At 62.4% G+C, this 17,712-nt stretch carries 17 protein-coding genes; 4 read left to right on the top strand and 13 right to left on the bottom strand.

Going from position 1 to position 17,712, the window contains the following annotated elements:
- Positions 1–53: 53 nt before the first annotated feature.
- The 9 genes from recO to rpoE form a co-directional block, all read right to left on the bottom strand.
- Positions 54–737, bottom strand: coding sequence for a DNA repair protein RecO (gene recO, locus BLS27_RS12450; RefSeq protein ID WP_043206473.1), 684 nt, complete (start codon positions 735–737; stop codon positions 54–56).
- Positions 738–867: 130 nt separating this feature from the next.
- Positions 868–1,770, bottom strand: coding sequence for a GTPase Era (era, locus tag BLS27_RS12445; RefSeq protein ID WP_043206472.1), 903 nt, complete (start codon positions 1,768–1,770; stop codon positions 868–870).
- A complete protein-coding gene (gene rnc / locus BLS27_RS12440) occupies positions 1,763–2,452 on the bottom strand; it encodes a ribonuclease III (RefSeq protein WP_043206471.1) in 690 nt (229 codons plus the stop codon). The genes era and rnc overlap by 8 nt, the downstream gene beginning before the upstream one ends.
- A 164-nt stretch (positions 2,453–2,616) precedes the next feature.
- The gene (lepB, locus tag BLS27_RS12435; protein WP_043206470.1) at positions 2,617–3,471 is read right to left on the bottom strand and encodes a signal peptidase I; all 855 of its coding nucleotides are present in this window, start codon (positions 3,469–3,471) and stop codon (positions 2,617–2,619) included.
- A gap of 5 nt (positions 3,472–3,476) precedes the next feature.
- Positions 3,477–5,276 (bottom strand): translation elongation factor 4, encoded by a 1,800-nt coding sequence (gene lepA, locus BLS27_RS12430; RefSeq protein WP_043206469.1) that lies wholly within the window; start codon positions 5,274–5,276, stop codon positions 3,477–3,479.
- Between the two features lie 238 nt (positions 5,277–5,514).
- Positions 5,515–6,915, bottom strand: coding sequence for a DegQ family serine endoprotease (locus tag BLS27_RS12425; RefSeq protein WP_371906690.1), 1,401 nt, complete (start codon positions 6,913–6,915; stop codon positions 5,515–5,517).
- Between the two features lie 202 nt (positions 6,916–7,117).
- Positions 7,118–8,083: a MucB/RseB C-terminal domain-containing protein gene (locus tag BLS27_RS12420; protein WP_043206467.1), complete on the bottom strand. Its 966-nt coding sequence runs from the start codon at positions 8,081–8,083 to the stop codon at positions 7,118–7,120.
- A 12-nt stretch (positions 8,084–8,095) separates the two neighbouring features.
- Complete coding sequence (locus BLS27_RS12415) at positions 8,096–8,686, bottom strand: sigma-E factor negative regulatory protein (protein ID WP_043206465.1); 591 nt, start codon at positions 8,684–8,686, stop codon at positions 8,096–8,098.
- Positions 8,687–8,717: 31 nt separating this feature from the next.
- Complete coding sequence (rpoE, locus tag BLS27_RS12410; RefSeq protein WP_010220971.1) at positions 8,718–9,299, bottom strand: RNA polymerase sigma factor RpoE/AlgU; 582 nt, start codon at positions 9,297–9,299, stop codon at positions 8,718–8,720.
- Between the two features lie 435 nt (positions 9,300–9,734).
- Between rpoE and nadB the strand changes: the two genes are divergently transcribed.
- Positions 9,735–11,339: an L-aspartate oxidase gene (nadB, locus tag BLS27_RS12405; protein ID WP_043206464.1), complete on the top strand. Its 1,605-nt coding sequence runs from the start codon at positions 9,735–9,737 to the stop codon at positions 11,337–11,339.
- Between the two features lie 60 nt (positions 11,340–11,399).
- On the opposite strand, the gene BLS27_RS12400 is transcribed toward nadB, so the two are convergent.
- The gene (locus BLS27_RS12400; RefSeq protein ID WP_090345000.1) at positions 11,400–11,858 is read right to left on the bottom strand and encodes a protein YgfX; all 459 of its coding nucleotides are present in this window, start codon (positions 11,856–11,858) and stop codon (positions 11,400–11,402) included.
- Positions 11,842–12,096, bottom strand: a complete 255-nt coding sequence (locus BLS27_RS12395; protein ID WP_043206462.1) for an FAD assembly factor SdhE — start codon at positions 12,094–12,096, stop codon at positions 11,842–11,844. The genes BLS27_RS12400 and BLS27_RS12395 overlap by 17 nt, the downstream gene beginning before the upstream one ends.
- A 133-nt stretch (positions 12,097–12,229) precedes the next feature.
- Here BLS27_RS12395 and ygfZ point away from each other — a divergent pair, with 133 nt between their 5' ends.
- Both ygfZ and BLS27_RS12385 read left to right on the top strand, forming a co-directional pair.
- Positions 12,230–13,171 (top strand): CAF17-like 4Fe-4S cluster assembly/insertion protein YgfZ, encoded by a 942-nt coding sequence (gene ygfZ, locus BLS27_RS12390; RefSeq protein WP_043206461.1) that lies wholly within the window; start codon positions 12,230–12,232, stop codon positions 13,169–13,171.
- A gap of 55 nt (positions 13,172–13,226) precedes the next feature.
- A complete protein-coding gene (locus tag BLS27_RS12385) occupies positions 13,227–14,033 on the top strand; it encodes an HDOD domain-containing protein (protein WP_043206460.1) in 807 nt (268 codons plus the stop codon).
- Between the two features lie 113 nt (positions 14,034–14,146).
- On the opposite strand, the gene BLS27_RS12380 is transcribed toward BLS27_RS12385, so the two are convergent.
- Both BLS27_RS12380 and BLS27_RS12375 read right to left on the bottom strand, forming a co-directional pair.
- The gene (locus BLS27_RS12380; RefSeq protein ID WP_043206459.1) at positions 14,147–15,526 is read right to left on the bottom strand and encodes a sensor histidine kinase; all 1,380 of its coding nucleotides are present in this window, start codon (positions 15,524–15,526) and stop codon (positions 14,147–14,149) included.
- Positions 15,519–16,190: a response regulator gene (locus tag BLS27_RS12375; protein WP_043206458.1), complete on the bottom strand. Its 672-nt coding sequence runs from the start codon at positions 16,188–16,190 to the stop codon at positions 15,519–15,521. The genes BLS27_RS12380 and BLS27_RS12375 overlap by 8 nt, the downstream gene beginning before the upstream one ends.
- A gap of 201 nt (positions 16,191–16,391) precedes the next feature.
- Between BLS27_RS12375 and BLS27_RS12370 the strand changes: the two genes are divergently transcribed.
- The gene (locus tag BLS27_RS12370) at positions 16,392–17,681 is read left to right on the top strand and encodes an OprD family porin (RefSeq protein WP_043206457.1); all 1,290 of its coding nucleotides are present in this window, start codon (positions 16,392–16,394) and stop codon (positions 17,679–17,681) included.
- Positions 17,682–17,712: the final 31 nt, after the last annotated feature.

The raw sequence follows: 17,712 nt of genomic DNA, 5'->3' as shown, positions 1-17,712 counted from the left end.
GTGAGTCACGAAAGGGCTCTCCTGAAAGTTGAGCCCCACAGCATACGATGTGCTCAACGCTTGCGAAACAGTTCCCGGCTCACCAGCGGCTTCGGCCCCAGGTGTACCGCCAAGGCCTGGCGCATCAGGCGCTTGGCAGCAAGCAACGCACCCGGGGCTTGCCAATCGGCCTCGGCCAGTGCCAGCAGCTCTGCCCCGGTGAACAACCCAGGCTGCGCCAGGTAAACCCGCTCCAGGCCCGCATCGACCTGCAGGCGATACAGTCCTTGGGTGTCGATGGGGTCGTCGTTGATATCGTGGGTCAGGGCAAAGGCATAACCTAACTCATCCAACAGGCGCCACTCGAAGGCACGCAACAGCGGCTCCAGGGGCCGACCGGCGGCCAGGGCCTGCAGCGTCAAGGTGTAGTGCTCGAACAACGCAGGATGCGGCGCCTCCGCAGGCAGCAGGCGCATCAACAGTTCATTGAGGTACAGCCCGCTGAACAAGGCATCGCCATGCAACCAGCCGCCGATGCCGACACTGTCCAGGCGACCGACGTTCTTCAGCTCCCCTCGCCCACGCAACTCCACCTCCAGCTCCACGAACGGCCGGACCAGGCTGCCCCCCTTGCCCCGGGCACGGCGCAGCACCGCACGTACACGGCCTTGGGGCGTGAGGAAATCCACCAGCGCGCTGGTTTCCTTGTAGGCACGGCTGTGAAGCACGTAGGCCGGCTGGCCGGCGGGTTGTTCCATCAGCGATCTCTGGGGTTTGAATGTGCCTGTGGGAGCGGGGCCACCTTCGAACGCATCAGTGAAACCACTGTCATTCGAAGGTGAACCCGCTCCCACAGGGTACGAGCCAGCTGTCTGTTGGCTGGAGCGGTTACAGGTCGCCGTAGCCCAGCGAGCGCAGGGCGCGCTCATCGTCGGACCAGCCGCCTTTGACCTTGACCCACAGGTTGAGCATGACCTTGGCGTCGAACAACACTTCCATATCCTTGCGCGCGTCCGAACCGATGCGCTTGATGCGCTCGCCCTTGTCACCAATGATGATCTTCTTCTGACCGTCACGCTCGACCAGGATCAACGCATGGATATGCAGCACATGGCCCTGCTGCTTGAATTCCTCGATCTCCACGGTGATCTGGTACGGAAGCTCAGCACCGAGCTGGCGCATGATCTTTTCGCGCACCAGTTCCGCAGCCAGGAAGCGGCTACTGCGGTCGGTGATCTGATCTTCCGGGAAGAAATGCTCGTTCTCGGGCAGATGCTTGGCGATCAACGCTTCCAAGGCTTCGAGGTTGTGGCCTTGCTGGGCGGAAATCGGCACGATCTCGGCATTGGGCAACTGCTGCTGCAGCCACTGCAAGTGCGGGATCAGCTCGGCTTTCTCATCCATGCGGTCGGTCTTGTTGACCGCCAGGATCACCGGGCCACTCACGTACTGCACACGCTCAAGCACCAGTTGGTCCTCGTCGGTCCAGCGGGTCCGGTCGACCACGAAGATGACTACGTCGACATCCTTCAAGGCAGCCGATGCGTTGCGGTTCATGTAGCGGTTCAAGGCCTTGTCGTTGGCCTTGTGCATACCGGGCGTATCGACGTAGATCGCCTGCACGTCGCCCTCGGTCTTGATACCGAGCATGTTGTGCCGGGTGGTCTGCGGCTTGCGCGAGGTGATCGCCAGCTTCTGGCCGAGGATGTGGTTGAGCAGCGTGGACTTGCCCACGTTGGGGCGACCGACGATCGCGACATAGCCGCAACGGGTCGAAGTGTTCTCAGTCATTGCCATTCTCCACGCCAAGGGCGATCAATGCAGCAGCGGCGGCGACCTGCTCGGCGATACGCCGGCTCACGCCCTGGCCACGGCTCTTGTTGTTCAGCAGCACCACCTCGCATTCGACGAAGAAGGTACGGCAGTGCGGTTCGCCCTGGATGTCCACCACTTCATAGCGTGGCAGTTCGCAGGCACGCGACTGCAGGAATTCCTGCAGACGAGTCTTGGGGTCTTTGTTGGTGTCGACCAGAGTCAACCCATCGAACTCACCGGCCAGCCAGGCCAGGATGCGTTCGCGTGCGGTCTCCATGTCGGCGTCCAGGTAGATCGCCCCGATCAGCGCTTCGAGGGCATCGGCCAGGATCGACTCCCGCCGGAAACCACCGCTCTTGAGCTCACCCGAGCCCAAGCGCAGGTATTCGCCCAGATCGAAGCCCCGGGCCAGACGGGCCAGGGTCTCACCTTTGACCAGACGGGCGCGCAGGCGCGAGAGCTGGCCTTCGCGGGCCTGCGGAAAACGCTCGAACAGCGCTTCGCCGGCCACGAAGTTGAGGATGGCATCGCCCAGAAACTCCAGGCGCTCGTTGTTGCGCCCGGCATAGCTGCGATGAGTCAGGGCCAGGAGCATCTGGTCCTGGTTCTTGAAGGTATAGCCGAGCTTGCGCTCCAGGCGCGCGAGGGAAGCACTCATGGGGCCACCCGTGGATTGTTCAACGCGTTGTTCAAATCAACATCCTGAAAGACTGTTTGGCTGTGGCCCACCACCTTGTGGGCGGCGGAATCTCTCGATCCCTGAGAACACAGCCTATGTCAGAAATGCATTCGGCGCTGTCTGTCAGACAGCGCCGTTGGGTATCAATGGATCAGGCCTACCCGCGACAGGTTGGGGAAGTGGCTGAGCTTGGGCTCCGGCCAGCTCATCCAGACCGCGAAGGCCTTGCCGACAATGTTGCGATCCGGAACCATGCCGTGCAGTTCCTTGGGAATGTTCGGATCGTCCCAGTAGCGGCTGTCGTTGGAGTTGTCGCGGTTGTCACCCATCATGAAGTAATGGCCAGCCGGAACGGTCCATTGCTGGTCCGGCGGCATGCGGTAGCGGCTCATTTCCTTGCGGATCAGGTGCTCGGCCTCGCCGAGTTTTTCCTTGTACAGCTGGGCACTGCCCAGGGTGCCTGGCTCGGTACCGACCAATTGCTCGGCGACCGGCTGGCCATTGACGTACAGGCGCTTGTCGCTGGTGTAGCGCACCTGATCGCCCGGCAGCCCGACCACACGCTTGATGTAGTTGACATTCGGGTCGCTCGGGTAGCGGAACACCATCACGTCGCCGCGCTGCGGGTCTCCCACCTCGATGACTTTCTTGTCGATCACCGGCAGGCGAATACCGTAGGAGAACTTGTTCACCAAGATGAAATCGCCCACTTCCAGAGTCGGTTTCATCGATCCCGATGGGATCTGGAACGGCTCGACCAGGAACGAACGCAACACCAGCACGATGAACAGCACCGGGAAGAACGACTTGCCGTACTCGACGAGCAACGGCTCCTTGTTCAGGCGCTCGAGCACTGCCATCTCGGGCTGGCTGACGCTGCCCTGGTAGTTGGCGACCGCCGCTCGCCGGCGCGGAGCCAGGAACAGCAGGTCGATCAAGCCCAACAGGCCGCAGACAGCTACGGCGATGACTAGCAACAGCGGGAAATTTAGCGACATAGGACCTAGCTATCCAACCTGAGCACGGCGAGGAAGGCTTCCTGTGGGATCTCCACGTTGCCGACCTGCTTCATGCGTTTCTTACCGGCCTTCTGCTTCTCCAGCAGCTTCTTCTTACGGCTGACGTCACCGCCGTAGCACTTAGCCAGTACGTTCTTTCTGAGCGCCTTGACGGTCGTACGGGCGACGATCTGGCCACCGATGGCTGCCTGGATCGCCACATCGAACATCTGCCGAGGGATCAGCTCCTTCATCTTCTCAGTCAGCGCACGGCCCTTGTAGTGGGCATTGTCGCGGTGAACGATCAGCGCCAGGGCGTCTACCTTGTCGCCGTTGATCAGCACGTCCAGCTTGACCAGGTTGGCCGACTGGTAGCGATCGAAATGATAGTCCAGCGAAGCGTAACCGCGGCTGGTGGACTTGAGTTTATCGAAGAAGTCCAGCACCACTTCGTTCATCGGCAGGTCGTAGCGCACCTGTACCTGGCTGCCGAGGAACTGCATGTCGCGCTGCACGCCACGCTTCTCGATGCACAGGGTGATGACGTTACCCAGGTGCTCCTGAGGCACGAGGATGGTGGCGGTGACGATTGGCTCACGGAAGTCCTGGACCGCAGAAACATCCGGTAGCTTGGATGGGTTGTCGACGTAGATGGTCTCACCGGTCTTGAGCACCAGCTCGTAGATCACGCTCGGCGCGGTGGTGATCAGGTCCAGGTCGTATTCGCGCTCCAGGCGCTCCTGAATGATCTCCATGTGCAACATGCCGAGGAAGCCGCAACGGAAGCCGAAGCCCAGTGCGTCGGAGCTTTCCGGCAGGTATTGCAGCGAGGAGTCGTTCAAGGTCAGCTTCGACAGTGCGTCGCGGAAATCTTCAAAATCGTCGGAGCTGACCGGGAACAGGCCGGCATAAACCTGCGGCTGGATCTTTTTGAAGCCTGGCAGCACTTCGACCTCTGGGGTCGAGGACAGGGTCAGGGTGTCACCGACCGGTGCCCCGTGAATGTCTTTGATGCTGGCGATGATGAAGCCCACCTCGCCCGCCTTGAGGTCGGCGGTCTGCGTGTGTTTCGGGGTGAAGACACCGACGCTGTCCACCAGATGCACCTTGCCGGTGGACTTGACCAGGATCTTGTCCCCTTTCTTGACCCGGCCATGACGCACGCGGACCAGGGAGACGACGCCCAGGTAATTGTCGAACCAGGAATCGATGATCAGTGCCTGCAGAGGAGCATCGATTTCGCCTTCCGGGGCGGGAATGGTCTGCACCAGACGCTCGAGGACCTCATCGACGCCCATGCCGCTCTTGGCGCTGCATGCCACGGCATCGGTGGCGTCGATGCCGATGATCTTCTCGATCTCGTCCTTGACGCGGTCTGGGTCGGCCTGGGGCAGGTCCATCTTGTTAAGCACCGGCATGACCTCCAGGCCCTGCTCGATAGCGGTGTAGCAGTTGGCCACGGACTGGGCCTCGACACCCTGACCGGCGTCCACGACCAGCAGCGCGCCTTCGCACGCGGCCAGGGAACGGCTGACTTCATAGGTGAAGTCGACGTGGCCGGGAGTATCGATGAAGTTCAGCTGGTAGACCTTGCCGTCCTGGGCCTTATAGCTCAGCGTGACGCTGTGGGCCTTGATGGTGATCCCGCGCTCACGCTCCAGATCCATGGAATCGAGGACCTGGGCTTCCATTTCGCGTGCCGACAGGCCACCGCACATCTGGATGAAACGGTCGGCCAGCGTCGACTTGCCATGGTCGATGTGGGCGATGATGGAGAAATTGCGGATATGACTCAAATCACTCACGGGTCAACACTCGAAAAGGCTGCGAGCCGGACGCCCGCCGAAAAATAGCCGGGAATTGTACCTTAAGCGGCAGGGATATGGGAGATTCCAGATCAAGCGACATGGTAACGAGCGCTGCCCTGTAGGAGCCCCGAATTGCGCGCGCCCGAGCTACCCGCAGCCCTTGGATGAGGGGCGACAACGGAATATTTCATGAAAAAGGGCAGCCGAAGCTGCCCTTTCCTATGCAGTGCGCAGATTATTCCGCCAACTTGAAGGTAATGAAGCTGGCTCGGCCCTGACGCAGCACGCGCATCGACACCGAACGATTCTTCGGCAGATCCTTGGCAATTTCGGTGAACTGCTTGGCCGAAGCGATCGCCTGGTTGTTCAGGTGACTGATGACATCGCCAGGACGCAGGCCAATCAACGCCGCCGGACCATCCTGGACCTCCTTGATGACCACGCCGCCCTTGAGTTCCAGGGACTTTTTCTGCTCGGCGGTCAGGTCGGCCACGGAAACGCCCAGACGGTTGCTGTTGCGTTCTGCGCCGGCTCCAGCGCCGGTACCGATGTCCGCATCGTCCTCGGGCAGCGCGCCGATGGTGATATCCAGATTCTGGCGCTTGCCGTTGCGGATGATCTCCAGACGAGCCTTGGCGCCGTCCTTGAGGCTGCCGACCAAGTGCGGCAGGTCGGCCGACATGATGATCGGCTGGCCATTCATGCTCAGAATCACGTCCCCTACCTGCAAGCCACCCTTGGCTGCCGGACCGTCCTCTAGCACTTGGGCGACCAAGGCACCGGCTGGCTTGTCCAGACCGAAGGATTCAGCCAGGTCCTTGTTGACCTCCTGGATCACCACGCCAAGCCAGCCACGACTGACCTTGCCGTCCTTCTTCAGCTGATTGGAAACATCCAGCGCCACATCGATCGGGATAGCGAACGACAGCCCCATGAAGCCACCGGAACGGGTGAAAATCTGCGAGTTGATGCCCACCACCTCGCCATTCATGTTGAATAGCGGGCCACCGGAGTTACCCGGGTTGATCGCCACGTCGGTCTGGATGAACGGGACATAAGTGTCGTTGGGCAGGGTCCGCCCCTTGGCGCTCACGATGCCCTTGGTCACCGAATGGTCGAAGCCGAACGGCGAGCCGATCGCCAGCACCCACTCACCGACCTTGAGCTTTTCGGAGTCGCCGAGCTTGACGGTCGGCAGGTTCTTGCCTTCGACCTTGAGCAAGGCCACGTCTGTGCGCGGATCGGTACCGACCAGCTTGGCCTGCAGCTCGCTGCGGTCGGACAGACGCACGATGATCTCATCGGCATCGGCGACCACATGGTTGTTGGTCAGCACATAGCCATCGCTGGAGATGATGAAGCCCGAACCGAGCGACTGGGCTTCTCGTTGACGGTCACCACGGGGCGAGCGCGGCACTTGCGGCATGTTGCGCTCGAAGAACTCGCGGAACATCGGTGGCAGGCCTTCCAGGTCCGGCATCTGCCCTGCGGCGACACGGCGGTCCGGCAGCTTCTGCTTGGTACTGATGTTCACCACAGCAGGCGAGGCCTGCTCGACCAGGGTGGTGAAGTCCGGCAGGGCTTCCTCGGCCTGGGCGGTGAGCACCTGGCCAAGCATCAGCACGGCGGCGAACATCGATAGGTAGGATTTCAAGCGTGGTATTGACATACGGCTCCCGTCACAACGAGCGTAGTTAACAAAGTGAGGCCTTTGCACAAGCAAGAAAGGCCAGACCCCGAGAAGCCTGACCTATAGAAAATTTACGAAGGGATTGCAAATGACAATGCTTTAATTTCATGTCAGAAGCATGCCCTACGAGATGTAGGAAGGCGCGCTATCACTGACGCGCCTGGGCATCCTGGGCCCGCATGGACAGGGCGACACGCTCGGCGGTTCCCAAGGGAATCTCGCCAACCACAGTGACCATGACCTTGCCCTTGGGCGTGTTGAGACGACGCGACACGGCGACGGTAGGCCCTAACTGCGCACGGGTATCCGGTCCGGCATCATCGCTCACCGGCTCCAGGAACACCGAGAAGCGTGCCAAGCCATCGTCATACATGAGGCTGCTGACCATGCTGTCACGCACCGGGTCCCGGCGCACGGAGCTATTGATCAATTCGAAGCCCGGCGGCAACCAGTCCGAACGCCAGGCAGAGGCAGCGTCGGAATGCGCGGCTGCGACGTGCTCGACCGGCTTGCACGAAGAACTGGCGCGCAGGTCGTCATCGCTGGGTAGATCGTCGGTATCCAGGCGGGTCATCTGGAAGCGCTCGAGCAACTGGCCCTTGTCGTTGATCATCAACGAGCGCAAGGGCAGTCCAGTGCGGCGATCCAAATGCAGTTCGAAGGCGTAGCGATGCTGGTCTCGCGGCGTGAGCGTCACGATCACGGCATCGCGCCCGGCAACCCGGGACTTGCCTGCGACGCTCAGGTCGTACCAGCTCATCAGTTTCAGAGGATCGAGCACACGGGGCGCGGAGTCCGGCGGGGTTCCTACGCGGCTAACCAGGGAGCCGCTGACGCACTGGACCTTGCCATCGACCCGCACGATTTCCTGGGTCGCCCCATCGAGCTGCAACAAACGCTCGCTGACCTTGCCGTCCTGGACGCGGTGCCAGATATCGTGTGAGGAGAAGCTGCCATTACGTTCGTAGACGAAGGAACCCTGGTAACTCTGTTCTCGCTCGGCCTGTGCCAGCTTGTTCAGCCACTCGCTCGCCTCGGGCGAGGAGTTGGCCGCCAAGGCCGGCACCATCATGCAACTGCCAAGCAGAAGCGTCAGGAGAGGTAGCGCGCGCATGATCCTCCTTACTTAACGGTTTTCCAGGCTGGCGGCGCGTGCATAGGGCAGAGCGGTCTCAGTACCCTTGAGCGCAGATTCCTGGGCATGCTGGCGCAGATACCCTGGCAGACGCTGATCCCAGCCGGCCTGGTTCTGCAGCACGCCGTTGGCCATCGGCCCGGTCGGTTGCTCACTGCTCTCACTATAGCCTGCCAAAACGGCGGGGCCCTGTGCTTGTGGCACGCTCAGCCCTTGCTGGACAGGCTGCTGGGCAGCGAGCTCGGCACCGGTGATTTCGTCCTGGTTGTACAGGCGCACGCCAGCCAGCACGGCAACGGTCACCGAGGCGGCTACAGCCAGGCGACCAATGGTGCGCCATGGGCCTTGCTTGACCTTGGCAGGCACGGCTTCGTCGGCCAGCGCTGCGGATACCGCCGAGGCGATATCGAGCTTGGGCAGTACCAGCTCGTTGTGCATCGCTGCGCGCGCTACTTGGTAGCGGGACCAGGTGGCACGGGTTTCAGGATCGTCGACCGCGTTCAACACGCGACGCAGTTCAAGTTCGTCCGCTTCGTTATCCATCACCGCGGACAGCGATTCCTGCAAAGCTTCACGACTCATGGCGGTTCCTCTCTTGGCTGTCGCCGCTGTCTCAGGTTTCCTGCAACAAAGGCTGCAGGGCTTTATCAATGGCCTCCCGAGCGCGGAAAATTCGAGAGCGCACGGTACCTACCGGACATTGCATGACACTGGCAATGTCTTCGTAACTCAGTCCGTCGAACTCACGTAGGGTCAATGCCGTGCGCAGGTCCTCGGGCAGTTGCTGGATGGTGCGATGGACGGTGCCTTCGATTTCATCCCTCAACAACGCGCGCTCTGGAGACTCGAGATCCTTGAGGCCATGATCGCCGTCGTAAAACTCCGCATCCTCGGAGCTCACATCACTGTCTGGTGGCCGTCTTCCGCGGGACACCAGGTAGTTCTTCGCCGTGTTAATGGCGATGCGGTACAGCCAGGTATAGAAAGCGCTGTCACCGCGAAAATTTCCTAGCGCCCGGTAGGCCTTGATGAAAGCCTCCTGCGCCACATCCTGGGCCTCGTGGGTGTCGTGTACGAACCGCACGATCAACCCGAGAATCTTGTGCTGATACTTCAGCACCAACAGATCGAACGCTCGCCTGTCGCCGCGCTGCACGCGCTCAACAAGCTGCTGATCCTCTTCCTGGGTTAGCATGAACACTCCTCAGTGGTCTCGAAGGAGCGTTGCAACAGCCATCGTTCAGGCTTGCAACCATAGACTCGGCCTTTGCGCAAAAGTTCTCCCCTCCAAGCAAGTTTCCTGCGGCCCTTGGTCGGCTCGCACGAAAGACGCAGCGCGGTCACGGCCGGCTGCGTCGATAATCTGATTTCGAATACGCAGGTGTCAGCCCCGAAAGAGCTACCGCCATGCGTCGCCGTGGCATTTGGTGGCGTGCGGGCAGCCTTCTTAGGATTTCCACCGGTATCGGAAAGTTCCCATAAAGATCGCGACGCCGGTGCAGATGCCATTGGAAATCAGACACCTGTGACTGCTATAAAGGCAGCCGGACAGGCTTAACGATAGTTTCACAATGCCATCTGCGCATGACTATTGTGCCGCTCCCCTTCCCAAGATTACTAGTGTCAAGACATGAGCCAACAATTCCAACACGATGTCCTGGTGATCGGCAGCGGCGCCGCTGGCCTCAGCCTGGCACTGAACCTTCCCAGCCACTTGCGCATCGCCGTGCTGAGCAAGGGCGACCTGGCCAATGGTTCGACCTTCTGGGCCCAGGGCGGCGTAGCCGCGGTCCTGGACAACACCGATACCGTCCAGTCCCATGTCGAGGACACGCTCAATGCCGGCGGCGGCCTCTGCCATGAAGATGCCGTGCGCTTCACCGTCGAGCACAGCCGCGAAGCCATCGAGTGGTTGATCGAACAAGGGGTGCCCTTCACTCGCGACGAGCATTACAGCGTCGATGACGGCGGCTTCGAGTTCCATCTGACCCGTGAAGGAGGTCACAGCCACCGACGCATCATTCATGCCGCCGACGCAACGGGCGCCGCGATTTTCACCACTTTGCTGAACCAAGCACGCCAACGGCCGAACATCGAGCTGCTGGAACAGCGCGTCGCGGTCGACCTGATCACCGAGCGTCGTCTGGGCCTGCCAGGCGAACGTTGCCTGGGCGCCTATGTACTGGACCGCAATACCGGCGAAGTCGACACCTTCGGTGCGCGCTTCACCGTGCTGGCCACCGGCGGTGCGGCCAAGGTCTACCTCTATACCAGCAATCCCGACGGTGCCTGCGGCGATGGCATCGCCATGGCCTGGCGCGCCGGCTGTCGGGTGGCCAACCTGGAATTCAACCAGTTCCACCCCACCTGCCTGTACCACCCGCAGGCCAAGAGCTTCCTGATCACAGAAGCCCTGCGCGGCGAAGGCGCCCTGCTGCGCCTGCCCAATGGCGAACGCTTCATGCCGCGCTTCGACCCCCGCGAGGAGCTCGCGCCCCGAGATATCGTCGCCCGCGCCATCGACCACGAAATGAAGCGTTTGGGCGTTGATTGTGTCTATCTGGACATCAGCCACAAGCCAGCCGACTTCATCAAGAATCACTTCCCTACGGTCTATGAACGCTGCCTGGCCTTCGGTATCGACATCACCCGCCAGGCGATTCCGGTGGTCCCGGCCGCCCATTACACCTGCGGCGGCGTGATGGTCGATGATCGCGGCCATACCGATGTCCCCGGCCTGTACGCCATTGGCGAAACCAGCTTCACTGGCCTGCACGGGGCCAACCGCATGGCCAGCAATTCGTTGCTCGAATGCTTCGTCTATGGCCGTGCCGCTGCCGCCGACATCGAGGCGCACCTTGATGAAGTGCAGGCTCCGACCGCCCTACCCTGCTGGGACGCAAGCCAGGTTACCGACTCGGACGAGGACGTGATCATTGCGCACAACTGGGACGAACTGCGGCGCTTCATGTGGGACTACGTAGGTATCGTGCGCACCAGCAAACGCCTGCAACGAGCCGAGCATCGGGTGCGCCTGCTGCTCGACGAGATCGACGAGTTCTACAGCAACTACAAGGTCAGCCGCGACCTGATCGAACTGCGTAACCTGGCCCAGGTCGCCGAGCTGATGATCCGCTCAGCCATGCAGCGTAAGGAAAGCCGCGGGCTGCATTACACACTGGACTATCCGGGAATGCTGCCCGAGGCCAAGGACACCATCCTCAGTCCGGTCTGAACTGACGCGTTCGCGGTTCGACCCGCTCCCACAGAACCCTGCGAGCCCTGTGGGAGCGGGTTATTGCACTGAAACCTCGGCCCAGCGCCTGCGGCTGAACTTCAACCTCACGCGCAAACGCCGATGCTGATCCGCATCCAGGGCATCGCGCGGTACGCACTGGCTCTCGCCAAACCAGCGTCCCGATCTGACAAAGCGCAGCACAACCAGACCTGGCATCGCCACGCTATCCCGACACAACCTCACCTGCTGCCATCCTCTGGCACGGCTGAACAGCCGCCAGCCGGTTCGATCACGGCGCAGGCCAGTGATGGCCTCGGGATGGGTCAGCAAGATACGACGGGGGATGGCCCAGCAGGCGTGGGCAAGGCAAGCAAGGACGAGGGGAACGCTCAACCACCAGGGCTGCGCGCTCAGGACCATGGCCCAGAGTGCGAGCACCTGGCAGGTCAGGTAGGCCGCCAGCAGCAGGCGCGAGCCTCGCCAGCGGCACTCGAAATGCTCACTTGGGCTGGACACGGTCCAGGATGATGCGAACCATGCGTTGCAGCTCAGGGTCGTCGGACTCGGTGCGCTCCATGAACCAGCCGAACATGTCCTGGTCTTCGCAGGTCAGCAGGCGACGGTACAGCTCGCGGTCCGCTTCGCTCAGGGTGGGGTAGACCTCCTGGGTGAATGGCACCAGCAGTACGTCCAGTTCCAGCATGCCGCGGCGGCTGTGCCAGAAAAGCCGGTTGAGTTCAGTTTGTTCGACCATGGGGCCCTCCTCGAATGGGTCGCCAGTATACAGCGGGGCGCTCGCGGGGGCACAAGGCGTTGGTCTAGTCACCTACCTATTTTGTTACCGGCGTTCTATGATGGCCGCCAGTCTCAAGCAACCGCGATGACCCATGGCCGATTCCGCTTTCTTCTGTCCCCTGTCCCACGAGGGCATCCTCGCCGTCCGCGGCTCCGATGCCGGCAAGTTCCTGCAAGGCCAGCTGACCTGCAACATCAACTACCTGAGCCAAGAGCACGCGAGCCTCGGCGCCCGGTGCATGGTCAAGGGCCGCATGCAGTCGAGCTTCCGCATTCTCCCCGAGGGCAACGGTTACTTGCTGGCCATGGCCAGCGAGCTGCTCGACGCGCAACTGGCCGACCTCAAGAAGTACGCTGTCTTCTCCAAGGCTACCTTGACCGATGAGAGCGCCGCGTGGGTCCGCTTCGGCCTGACGCAAGGCGATGCCGCGCTAAACGCGCTGGGCTTGGCCACGCCGACCGAAGCTGGCGCCACGGTACGCCACGACGGCCTGATCGCCATTGGCGTCAGCACCGGCCGTGTGGAGCTCTGGGCGCCCGCCGCGCAAGCAGACACCGTGCGCCAGACCCTCGCCACTCACCTGACCGAAGGCAGCCTCAACGACTGGCTGTTGGGCCAGATCCGTGCCGGCATCGGCCAGGTCATGGGCCCCACCCGTGAACTGTTCATCCCGCAGATGATCAATCTGCAGGCGGTCGATGGGGTGAGCTTCAAGAAAGGCTGCTACACCGGCCAAGAGATCGTCGCGCGTATGCAGTACCTGGGTAAGCTCAAGCGCCGACAGTACCGCTTGGCCCTGGCCCAGCGGGACGTGCCCGCCCCTGGTGCCGAGATCTTCTCGCCCACCCACGGTTCGTCGGTGGGCGAAGTGGTCATCGCCGCCAGTACCGGTGACGGCTGCGAACTGCTCGCCGTGCTCAGTGCCGAAGCCGTGGCAGACGACAACCTGCACCTGGCTAGCCTCGAAGGCCCGCGCCTGACACTGCTGGACCTGCCCTATGAACTGGACCGCGACCGGGAAATCCTTCGCTGACCAGCCTGCCCCGCTGCCCTGCGGGGTCGCACCACCACTGCGGTAGAGAAGTTAGATGAACAAGCTGGCCGAGACGGTTCAAGCACAATTGCTCGCAGCCATCGACAAGGACGACCTGGTCCTGCCGACCCTTCCGGAGGTTGCCTTGAGCATCCGCGAGGCGGCGGAGGACAGCGAGATCAGCGTCGCCGCCTTGAGCAAGGTGATCGGCCGCGACGCCGCCCTCTCGGCGCGCCTGATCAAGGTGGTCAACAGCCCGCTGCTGCGTGCGGCAGTGGAGGTCACCGACCTGCACACCGCCATCACTCGCCTGGGTATCAACTACAGCTGCAACTTGGCGATCGGCCTGGTAATCGAGCAGATCTTCCACGCCCGCTCACCGGCCGTCGAACAAAAACTGCGCGATATTTGGGCCAACAGCCTTGAAGTCGCGGGTATCAGCTATGAACTCTGCCGCCGCTACACCCAGCTCAAGCCTGACCAGGCCACCCTAGGGGGCTTGGTCTACCAAATCGGCGCCCTGCCAGTTCTGATCTACGCCGAGGAGCACAACGAGCTGCTTTCGGACCCTGTGTGCCTGCACTATGTGATCGAGCAGATCCAGCCGGTGCTGGGCGACAAAATTCTCAAGGCCTGGGAGTTTCCCGAGCAGTTGGTCAACCTGCCCAGCCAGGTGCAGGACCTGGATCGACGCACCGAGAGCATCGACTACATCGACATCGTGCAGATCGCTCGTCACCTCAGCCATCGGACCCGCAGCCGGCCCCTGGCGGCCTTGCCTGCCTACCAGCATCTCGGACTCCCTTACGGGACCGAGTTGGATGTCGCCGACCTGCTCGATGCCCGCAGCATGCTGCGCTAAGCAAGACACCCGCTCCACAAGGATCACCGCCAACCCCGTGGGAGCGGGTTTACCCGAGAATAGGCCAGCGCAGATAACCCAGGACAGTTGCTCTCCAAGCCCCGGGAAGCCGCTCAATCGGCGATAAAACTCACCCGCACGCGCAACCCGCCTTTTTCGCCATCATGCAGGCTGATCTGCGCCAGGTGCGCGCGGCAGATTTCGCCGACGATCGCCAGCCCCAGGCCTGTGCCCTGGGCGCTGCGTCGATAGAAGCGCTCGAACACGCGCTCACGGTCAGACTCGGGAATACCCGGCCCGTCATCCTCCACTTCCAGCATGGCCGGGGCCATCACGCGCAGGATCACGTTGCCGCCCTTGGGCGTATGGGCCAGGGCATTGTCCACCAGGTTGCTGAGCAGCTCATTGAGCAAAGTCGGCTCGCCTTTGAGCCATACCGGCGCCTCGGCTTCCAGCGCCAGGGCCACGCCCCGGGCATGGGCCAGAGGCGCCATGGCCATGCCGAGCTCACGCGTCAATTGGCACAGGTCCAGACGCTGGGCACCCCCTTCGGCAATCGCGCGGGCCCCATTTTCCACCCGCGCCAGGGACAACAACTGATTGGCCAGGTGAGTCAGACGGTCAGTACCCTGGGTGGCGGCTTCGAGGGTTTGTCGCCACTGCTCCGGCTCCTGGGAGCGCAAGCCCAGCTCAAGCCGCGCCTTGAGGGCGGCCAACGGCGTGCGCAACTCATGGGCGGCGTCGGCGATGAATTGTGCCTGACGCTCGAACTGACCACGCAGCCGCTCGGTGAAATGGTTCAAGGCGTGCACCAAGGGCCCGAGCTCTCGCTGCACCTGAACCACCGGCAAGGACCGCAAGTCATCGGGTTGGCGCTCTTCGACCGCCGTACGCAGCCGCTCCAGCGGCCGCAGTGCTGCGCTCACGGCGAACCAGACCATCATGAGCGCCCCCAGCGCCAGCATGCCCAGACGCAGCAAGGTATCGGCCATCAGGCCCCGGGCCATGCGCACCCGTGCCTCCTCGGTCTCGGCCACGCGGATCTCGGCCATGCCGTTCATGTTCGGTTCGCTGACTGGCTTGAGCAAGCTGACCACGCGTACATCCTGGCCCTGGTAGGTGGCGTTGTAGAAACGCGCCAAGGCCGGATAGTCGTCGGTACGCGGGGTGCCCGGCGGCGGAGGCGGAAGGTTCTCGTAGCCGGAAATCAGCCGCTGATGAATATCCAGCACTTGGTAGTAGATACGTCCGGCGCTGTCGTAGGCAAAGGTGTCCAGGGCCACGTAGGGCACATCCGCGCTCAGGGTCCCGTCGCGCTGCGACAGGCCTGCGGCGATGGTCCGTGCCGAAGCCAGCAACGTGCGATCGTAAGCGGTGTCGGCGGCCTCGCGGCCGTTCCAGTAGGCGCTCAGGCCGCTGGCGAGCATCAGCACCACCAACAGCAGCGCCAAATTGCCCAGCAAACGCCCACGCAGGCTGCCGTTGTCACGCATCGCGGTGCTCGAGCAAATAACCCAGGCCGCGGAACGTGACGATAGCCACTGGATGGCCATCGAGCTTCTTGCGTAGCCGATGGATGTAGATCTCGATGGCATCGGGGCTGGCCTCTTCGTCCAGGCCAAATACCTGGGCCGCCAGTTGCTCCTTGCTCATCACTCGGCCCGGGCGGGCGATCAGGGCTTCGAGCACGCTTTGCTCGCGCTGGGTCAGGGTCAGAGCTTCTTCACCCAGGGTGAAGCGGCGGGTATCCAGATCGTAGACCAGCGGCCCGCAGCGCTGCTGACGCTCGCCACCGAGCACGCTACGGCGCAGCAGTGCCTTGACTCGCGCTTCCAGTTCGGTCAGTTCGAAGGGTTTGGCCAGGTAGTCATCGGCGCCCAGGTTCAGGCCATGTACCCGATCCTTGACATCGCTGCGCGCGGTGAGCATCAGCACCGGCAGCGTCTTGCCACGGCCACGCAGGCGCGCCAGCACTTCGAAGCCGTCCATGCGCGGCAGGCCGACATCGAGCACTGCCACCGCATAGTCCTCGCTGGCCAGGGCCAGGTCGGCGGCCACGCCATCGTGCAGCACATCCACGGTCAGACCTTGGCTTTTAAGGGCCAGGGCCACGCTTTCGGCCAGTTGCAGGTGGTCTTCGACCAGCAACACTCGCATCGGATTCTCCCTGCTCGGGTGGGGCTTTGGCGCGGAGTGTACCGCCGTCGGGGGGCCTGTGAAGCCCTCCCGGCAAACCTTTCACTCTGAAAGGTTAGCGAAAGGTTCATTACCTAGCATCGCACCACGGTCGCCCCGCGCGCCGAAAAAAAGCACCAGCAAGGTGCGCCCGATAAGAACAATAAACGGAGTCTCCCGACGATGCTGTCCATGCAGCCGCAGGCGTTCGCGCCTACCCGTTCCCTGTCCGCACGCCCGTCCGCCATCGCCAGCGCCCTTGCGCTAGCCGGTGTCGCCCCGCTGAGCCAGGCCGCTTTTTTCGAAGACAGCACGGCCACCTTCGAAACCCGCAACATGTACTTCAACCGTGACTTTCGCGATGGCACCAGCAGCCAGCAATCCAAGCGCGACGAATGGGCCCAGGGCTTCATGCTCAATTTCGAGTCCGGCTACACCGACGGCACCGTAGGGTTCGGCCTGGACGCGCTGGGCATGCTCGGCATCAAGCTCGACTCCAGCCCAGACCGCACCGACACAGGCCTGCTGCCGACCCATGATGACGGTAAGGCCGCCGACGAATACTCCAAGCTCGGCCTGACCGGCAAGATCAAGGTCTCCAACACCGAGCTCAAGGTCGGCACACTCATCCCGGAACTGCCGACCCTGCAGCCCAACGACGGGCGCATCCTGCCGCAGACCTTCGAGGGCGGCCTGCTCACCTCCAAGGAACTCAAGGGCCTGACGTTCACCGGCGGGCGCCTGGAAAAAGCCAAGGACCGCAACGACACCAACTGGGAAGACCTCGCCCTCAACAACAAGAATGGCCGTTTCGGCGGCACTTTCAGCGCCGACAACTTCGACCTGGCCGGGCTGGATTACCAGTTCACCGATCGCATCACCGGCAGCTACCACTTCGCCGAACTCGACGACATCTACCGTCAGCATTTCATCGGCATGGTCGCTACCCAGCCCTGGGGCCCGGGCACCTTCGGTGCCGACCTGCGCCTGGCAGTGAGCGACGATGCAGGTCAGGCCAAGGCCGGCAACATCGACAACACCACCGTCAACGGCATGCTCAGCTATGCCCTTGGCGGTCACAAGGTCAGCGCCGCCTACCAGCACCTGTCGGGCGACAGCGCCTTCCCCTACGTCGATGGCGCCGACCCGTACCTGGTCAACTTCGTCCAGATCAACGACTTCGCCGGCGCCGACGAGCGCTCCTGGCAAGCACGCTACGACTACAACTTCGCTGCCCTGGGCATCCCCGGGCTGACCTTCATGACCCGCTATATCAGCGGCGACAACGTCAGCCGCGCCGACGGTGGCGAGGGCAAGGAGTGGGAGCGCAACACCGAGTTCAAGTACGTGGTACAAAGCGGCCCGTTGAAGGACGTCGCCGTTCGCCTGCGCAACGCCACCTTCCGCTCCAACTTCGCCCGCGACGCCGACGAAGTCAGGCTGCTGGTGAGCTACAGCGTGGCTCTGTGGTAACCCATAACAACAACGCTCACGGAGATAGACG

The organism is Pseudomonas guariconensis (assembly GCF_900102675.1).
In the GTDB taxonomy this organism is placed as follows: domain Bacteria; phylum Pseudomonadota; class Gammaproteobacteria; order Pseudomonadales; family Pseudomonadaceae; genus Aquipseudomonas; species Aquipseudomonas guariconensis.
This window is presented reverse-complemented; position numbering and strand designations above follow the sequence as displayed.